The organism is Saccharothrix sp. NRRL B-16348 (assembly GCF_001280085.1).
Taxonomy (GTDB): Bacteria; Actinomycetota; Actinomycetes; order Mycobacteriales; family Pseudonocardiaceae; genus Actinosynnema.
The window spans coordinates 54,126-61,412 of sequence record NZ_LGED01000249.1; the positions used below are offsets into that span (position 1 = coordinate 54,126).

Annotated in this window: 5 protein-coding genes; 3 read left to right on the top strand and 2 right to left on the bottom strand. The window is 72.4% G+C overall.

The features are described from left to right. Position 1: 1 nt before the first annotated feature. Positions 2–1,426: a diaminopimelate decarboxylase gene (gene lysA / locus ADK67_RS41040; RefSeq protein ID WP_053722004.1), complete on the bottom strand. Its 1,425-nt coding sequence runs from the start codon at positions 1,424–1,426 to the stop codon at positions 2–4. Continuing rightward, positions 1,426–3,069: an arginine--tRNA ligase gene (gene argS / locus ADK67_RS41045; RefSeq protein WP_053721991.1), complete on the bottom strand. Its 1,644-nt coding sequence runs from the start codon at positions 3,067–3,069 to the stop codon at positions 1,426–1,428. The genes lysA and argS overlap by 1 nt, the downstream gene beginning before the upstream one ends. Positions 3,070–3,239: 170 nt before the next feature. Between argS and ADK67_RS41050 the strand changes: the two genes are divergently transcribed. From ADK67_RS41050 to ADK67_RS41060, 3 genes are all read left to right on the top strand, one after another. Then, complete coding sequence (locus ADK67_RS41050) at positions 3,240–4,064, top strand: DUF3105 domain-containing protein (protein ID WP_053721992.1); 825 nt, start codon at positions 3,240–3,242, stop codon at positions 4,062–4,064. Between the two features lie 3 nt (positions 4,065–4,067). After that, complete coding sequence (locus ADK67_RS41055; RefSeq protein ID WP_082404579.1) at positions 4,068–4,790, top strand: DUF305 domain-containing protein; 723 nt, start codon at positions 4,068–4,070, stop codon at positions 4,788–4,790. A 235-nt stretch (positions 4,791–5,025) separates the two neighbouring features. Further along, positions 5,026–7,287: hypothetical protein (locus tag ADK67_RS41060; protein WP_157621465.1), on the top strand; the 2,262-nt coding region annotated here is incomplete at its 3' end.

Genomic DNA, 7,287 nt, shown 5'->3' on the forward strand with positions numbered 1-7,287 from the left:
CTCATACCTCCAGGCGGAACAGGTCTTCCTCGGTCTCCCGGCGCAGCAGCAACCGGGCCTGGCCGTCCGCAACCGCGGCGAGCGCGGGCCGGGGCAGTCGGTTGTAGCCGCTGGCCATGGAGTAGCAGTACGCGCCGGTCGCGGCGACCGCGATCAGGTCGCCGGGCGCGAGGTCGTCGGGCAGCCAGCAGTCGCGCACGACCACGTCACCGGACTCGCAGTGCTTGCCCACGACGCGGCACAGCACCGGCTGCGCGTCCTCGCCCGCGGCGCGGGACACGAGCCGGCAGTCGTAGACCGCGTCGTAGAGGGCGGTGCGGATGTTGTCGCTCATGCCGCCGTCCACGCTCACGTACCGGCGCACCACCCCCGCGTCCAGCTCGACGTCCTTGATGGTGCCCACCTCGTACAGCGTCACCGTGCCGGGGCCGACGATGGCGCGGCCGGGCTCGACCGCGATCTTCGGCACGGGCAGCTCGGCGTGCTCGCACTCCTTGGCCACGATGTTCCGCAGCTGCCTGGCCAGCTCCGCGGGCGGCGGCGGGTCGTCGTCGGCGGTGTAGGCGATGCCGAGGCCGCCGCCGAGGTCCACCGTGGTCACGTGGTCGAGCAGTGCGTCGCCGTGCTCGTCGCGCAGCTCCGCGAGCAGCCCGATGACCCGGCGCGCGGCGACCTCGAAGCCGCTGGCGTCGAAGATCTGCGAGCCGATGTGGCTGTGCAGGCCGATCAGCCGCAGCCCGTCGGACTTCAGCACCCGGCGGGCGGCCTCCGCCGCGTCGCCGGAGGACAGCGAGAAGCCGAACTTCTGGTCCTCGTGCGCGGTGGCGATGAACTCGTGCGTGTGCGCCTCGACACCGACCGTCACCCGGATCATCACCGGCTGCACGCGGCCGCGTTCGCGGGCGACCTGGTCCAGCCGGGCGATCTCGTAGAACGAGTCCAGCACGACCGCGCCGACACCGGCCTCGACCGCGGTGGTCAGCTCTGCGACGGACTTGTTGTTGCCGTGCAGCGCGATCCGCTCCGGCGGGAACTCGGCCCGCAGCGCCACGGCCAGCTCGCCGCCGCTGGCCACGTCGATGCTGAGGCCTTCCTCGGCGACCCACCGGGCCACCGCGACGGACAGGAATGCCTTGGACGCGTAGTGCACGCGGGTCGGGTCGCCGAACGCCTCGGCGTGCTCGCGGCAGCGCGCGCGGAAGTCGGCCTCGTCCATCACGAACAGCGGGGTGCCGTGCTCCTGGGCGAGTTGGCGCACGTCCACGCCCGCCAAGCGGACCGCGCCGTCGTCGCCGCGTTCGGCGTTGCGGGGCCACACCTGAGGGTGCAGCGCGTCCAATGCCTGCGCGGAGGACGGTCGGTTGCCCGCCGTGTTCGACGGGACCATGACGTCGGCGTGCCGGGGACCGGCCGGGTGCGCGCGCATCACATGCGCTCCGGCGCGGTCACGCCCAGCAGCGCGAGGCCGTTGGCGAACACCTGGCGGGTGGCCAGGCACAGGCTCAGCCGGGCCCGGTGCAGCTCGGTCGTCTCCTCGTCGCCCCTCGGCAACACCCGACAGGCCTCGTAGAACCGGTGGTAGGTGCCCGCCAACTCCTCCAGGTACCGCGCGACGCGGTGCGGTTCGCGCAGCTCACCGGCGGTGGCGACGACCCGCGGGAACTCGCCGATCGTGCGGATCAGGTCGCCCTCCCGGTCGTGGGTGAGCAGGTCGACCGCGTCGCCGGGCGTGACGCCGAGGTCGGCGCCGTTGCGCTGCACCGAGCACAGCCGCGCGTGCGCGTACTGCACGTAGAACACCGGGTTGTCGTTGCTCCGCTTGCGCAGCAGGTCGAGGTCGATGTCCAGGGACGAGTCGACCGAGGACCGGCTCATCGCGTACCGGGCCGCGTCCACGCCGACCGCGTCCACCAGGTCCTGCATGGTGATCACGGTGCCCGCGCGCTTGCTCATCCGCACCGGCTTGCCCTCGCTGACGAGGTTCACCAGCTGGCCGATGAGCACCTCCACCGACGCCGGGTCGTCGCCGAGCGCCGACGCGGCGGCCTTGAGCCTGCCGATGTAGCCGTGGTGGTCCGCGCCGAGCATGTAGATGCACAGGTCGAAGCCGCGCGACCGCTTGTCCACCAGGTACGCGATGTCACCGGCGATGTACGCCGGGTCACCGTCGCTCTTGATGACCACGCGGTCCTTGTCGTCGCCGAACTCGGTGGACCGCAGCCACCAGGCGCCGTTGTCGAAGTACAGCGCCTCGGAGCCCTTGAGCTGCTCGACGGCCTTCGTGACGGCGCCGGACTTGTGCAGCGAGTCCTCGTGGAAGAAGACGTCGAAGTCCGTGCCGAAGTCGTGCAGGTCCTTCTTGATCTCCTCGAACATGAGGCCCACGCCGATGCGGCGGAACACCTCGTGCGAGTCCTCGGCGGTCAGCGCGCTCGGCTCCTGCCGCAGCACCTCGGCGGCGATGTCGCCGATGTAGCCGCCCGCGTAGCCGTCCTCCGGCGCGGGCTCGCCCTTCGCGGCGGCGATCAGGGACCGGACGAACCGGTCGATCTGCGCGCCCGCGTCGTTGAAGTAGTACTCGCGGGTGACCTCGCCGCCGTTGGCGGTGAGGATGCGGCCGAGCGCGTCGCCGACCGCGGCCCAGCGCGTGCCGCCGAGGTGGATCGGGCCGGTCGGGTTCGCCGAGACGAACTCCAGGTTGATCCGGGTGCCGGCGAACTGGTCGCCGCGGCCGTACGCGTCGCCCGCCTTCAGCACGTCGCGCACGATCGCGCCCTGGGCGTCCGCGGCGAGCCGCAGGTTCAGGAAGCCGGGGCCGGCGACCTCGACCGACGAGATGGCGTCGGTGCCGGTCAGCGCGTCGGCGAGCCAGCCGGCCAGGTCGCGGGACGCCACGCCGACCTTCTTGGCGGTCTGGAGGGCCACGTTCGTGGCGTAGTCGCCGTGCTCGGGGTTGCGGGGGCGCTCGATCGTGACCGCTGTGGGCAGGGCGGCGGGGTCGAGGCCGCGGGTGGACAACACGTCCACGGCCGTCGCACGGACCAGTTCAGCGAGCGCAGCGGGAGTCACCCGGCAAGTCTAGGGAAGCGTTCCCGCTGGTCTCGACCGGGATGCGCGTCCCGCGAAGTGGGAATCGCCACCGGTGGCGACCACCCGCTGTGACGACCAGTTGACGGTGATCAGACACGGTATCCCTACACTGGCCCGCGGCATGGGCGTATGACGAGACTGAGGCGGACATGACCAGCGGCAAGAAGACGAAGGCCGCGCGCTCCAGCGTTGCGGCGGCGCGCTCCTCGGTGGTGGCCAAGAAGCCGAAGCCGTGGGGGACCATCATCGCGGTGGTGGCCGTGCTGGCCCTCGCGGGCACCGTGTTCGGTTACGCGTACAGCCAGATCGCGGACCGCAACGCGAAGGAGCAGGCACTCGCCAAGTGGAACCCGTCCGAGGAGAACAAGGACCCCTCGGACCAGATCCCCGGCGTGGTCAAGGTCGAGTACGAGGCCAGCAAGCACGTCGACCCGACGCAGCGGGTCGCCTACGACCAGTCGCCGCCCTTCGGCGGTCCGCACGACAACGTGTGGGCCGACTGCACCGGCACGGTGTACGACAAGGCCGTCCGCAACGAGAACATGGTCCACCCGCTGGAGCACGGCGCGGTGTGGATCGCGTACAACCCGGACCAGGTCACCGGTGAGGCGCTCGACAAGCTGAAGGCGCGGGCCGAGGGCCAGCCGTTCACGATGCTGTCGCCGTACCCGGGCCTGGACAAGCCGATCTCGTTGCAGTCGTGGGGCCACCAGCTCAAGGTGGAGACCGCGGACGACGAGCGCATCGACCAGTTCATCCAGTCGCTGCGGCGCAACCAGTACACGTACCCCGAGGTCGGCGCCACGTGCGACACGACCCAGTTCGACGTGACCAACCCGCCGCCGTTCGTGGCGGAGGCGCCCGGCGCGGACGCCGTCCCGATGGACGGCGGCACCACGGACGGCGCGGAGCCGACCGGCGCGCCGCCGGCGGCGACCGACGCGCCCGCCGCCACCACGACCGCGAGCAGCTGACCTGTGGCAGAGGCCGAGCAGGAGGACGTCGCACCCGCTTCGCCGGGGGTGCCACCCGCTTCCCGAGGGGTGACCGCGACCAGGACGGTCGTCGTGACCGTCGCGGTCGTGGCCGTCCTCCTGCTCGGCGCCGCCGTGGGCCTGCTGATCAAGCTCCCGGGCTCGGACACCAGCTCGACGCCCGCGCGCGACTCCGTCGACGTCGGCTTCTCGCAGGACATGGCGACCCACCACCTGCAGGGCGTGACGATGGCCAACATCGCGCGGGACAAGACCGCCGACCCCGCCGTCCGGCAGCTCGCGTTCGACATCGCCTCGACGCAGTTGGAGCAGATCGGGCGGATGAAGGGCTGGCTGTTCCTCTGGGGCCACCCCGAGCAGTCGGTCGACGGCAAGCACATGCGGTGGATGACCTCCGGCACGCACGGGCACGACGCGGCCGCCTCCGGTTCGGGCTCGGAGACGGAGCGGATGCCCGGCATGGCGTCGTCCGAGGAGATCACGAAGCTGCGCTCGCTGACCGGCGTCGAGTTCGACGTCTACTTCCTGCAGTTGATGTTGCGGCACCACAAGGGCGGCGCGCCGATGGCCGAGTACGCCGCCACGCGCGCCGGCCAGCCGGTCGTGCGGACGCTCGCGGACAACATGCTCAAGTCCCAGACGAGCGAGAGCACGTACATGCAGCAGCTGATCACCGAACGCGGCGCCGCTCCCCTGCCGGGCTGACCTGCCGCACTCACCTGATCCGCGACCGAGCCGACCACCGCCGCTCGACCGGGCCGACCCCCGGCGACCGGGCCGAGCCTCCCCCTTGAGCCGCCGCCCTTCCCGCTCGACCGGGCCGACCCCCGCGCTCGGCCGCCGCCGTGCCACCGGATGGCCGATCTCCTCGGAGAACCCCTCTCACCTGCGACTTCCGCCTGGCATGATCCGCGCCGCGTGCCTAGTCCAGGGGGACACCATGACATCGTGGCGAAGAGCCATGTGCGCGGTCACCGCGACCGCGCTGCTGAGCACCGCGCTCACCATCACCGCCGCACCCGCGTCGGCCGACGACCACGTGCCCACGACCACCGTCACCAGGGCGCAGTGGGGATACGTGGACCGCGCCACGCCGACCCGCGCCCACCTGGACCCGCGGGGCGACGCCCCCGTCGGGGCCCGGGACGGCGGGCACGTCGGCCGCTCGTACTTCCGCTTCGACCTCACCGCCTTCGACGGCGCCACCATCCTGTCGGCCGCGCTGTCCGGCACGGAGACCAACGCCGCCGACTGCGCCCACCGCGCCGTGCAGGTGTGGCGGACCGACGCGCTCACCTCGCGCTCCTCGTGGCTGAACGCGCCACGGGAGCGGGAGCTGCTCGCCACGCTCGGCCCCGTCGAGGGCCGGTGCCCCGCGCCGGTCGACACCGACCTCACCGCCGCCGTCGCGGCGGCCGTGCAGCGCGGTGACGACACCGTCACGCTGAGCCTGCGCGTGCCGCGCGAGCACGAGTTCGACCGGTCCCACGGCCGCGCCGTAGCCAACGACCTCAAGCTCGTGGTCACCCACAACCGCCCGCCCGCGACGCCGACCGGGCACCAGGTCTGGCCCGACCGGGGTTGCGCGGCGACCGCGCCCGGCACGTACCTCAACCCGGTGCACCTCAACGACGCGCAGCGCGTGCTGTTCATGGCGACGCTGAGCGACCCCGACCCCGGTGACGTCCTCACGGCCGAGTTCGCGCACTGGCCCGTCGCCGACCCGGCTGCCCGCGAGACGCACCAGTCGCCGGCCGACGCGAACGGCAAGGTCGTCGCGCAGCCCAACGAATGGCTGTTCCGCGAGGACGGCACGCACGCGTGGACGGTGCGCGCGCTCGACGGCACCGCGGCCTCCCCGGAGACCGCGCCGTGCTACTTCACCATCGACCGGACCCAGCCCGCGCCGGCGACCGTGTCGTCGCAGGTCTACCCGCGCGGGACCGCGGGCGGCGGCTACGGCGTGCCCGGCGACTTCACGATCACCACGGCGTCGGACGACGTCGTCGCCTACGAGTACCGGCTCAAGGGCAACGGGGAGTGGACGACCGTCACCCCGGCGGCGCCGGGTGGGCCGGTGACGATCAGCCACACCCCCGAGTACACGGGCTACAGCTTCCTCGAGGTGCGCACGGTGGACCGCGCGGGCAACCGCCCGCAGTACAACGAGGCGTACTCGTTCACGGTCTTCGAGAACCGCCCGTTCGTGTGGTCCGACCTGTACTCGGACCTGTACGTCAACCCCGGCGGCGGCGTGGGCGTGCCCGGCCGGTTCGACTTCTCCTCGAACCTGACCGACGTGGTGAGCTACACGTACCGCGTGGACGACGGCCCGGAGACGACGGTGGCCGCCGACGCGCAGCGCAAGGCGAGCGTCACGTACGCGCCGACCCACGGCGGGTACAACGTGCTCAAGGTGCGCAGCACGTCCGCCGCGGGCACGTCGTCACCGGAGCGCGAGCACCGGTTCCTGGTCGACACCGCACCGGTCGTCACCCAGGAGGGGCGCACGGTCGTCGGGTCGTCGGCGGACTTCGCGCTGCGTCCGCGCCAGGCGGGTGTCGTGTCGTACACCTACTGGTTCTCCCGCTGGAACGGCCCGGACACCGACCCCGTGACGGTGCCCGCGGCGGCGGACGGCACCGGCCGCTTCACCTGGGCCCCGCTGACCACCGACGCCAACTCGGTGAACGCGCTGCGGGTGCGCAGCACGGACGCGGCGGGCGCGGTGTCGGAGACGCGGCACGTCTCCGTGCACGTCGACGGCGCCGCGCCGGAGATCCGCATCGACGGCGACTCGCCGGCGCGGCCGGCCACGTTCACCTTCACCACCAGGATGGTCGCGCCGGTCGAGTACGAGTACTGGTTCGACCACGCGCCCTCGGTGAGGCACACCGCGCCGGCCGACCCGGACGGCACGACCACCGTCCAGCACACCAGCGACCGCACCGGCACCCTGACGCTGCGGGCCCGCGTCCGCAACGCCGCGGGCACGTGGTCGGCCGACGGCGGCGCCAACTGGTGGGTCCACGACCACCCGGGCGTCACCTCGCCGGACTTCCGCACGTGGCCGGACAGCGCATGGCGCGAAGGCTCCCTCACGTTCACCTCGAACCAGTTGGGCGCGACGGAGTTCCGGTACACCGTCGACGGCGTCACCACCGCCGTGCCGGTCGGACCGGACGGCACGGCGACCATCCGC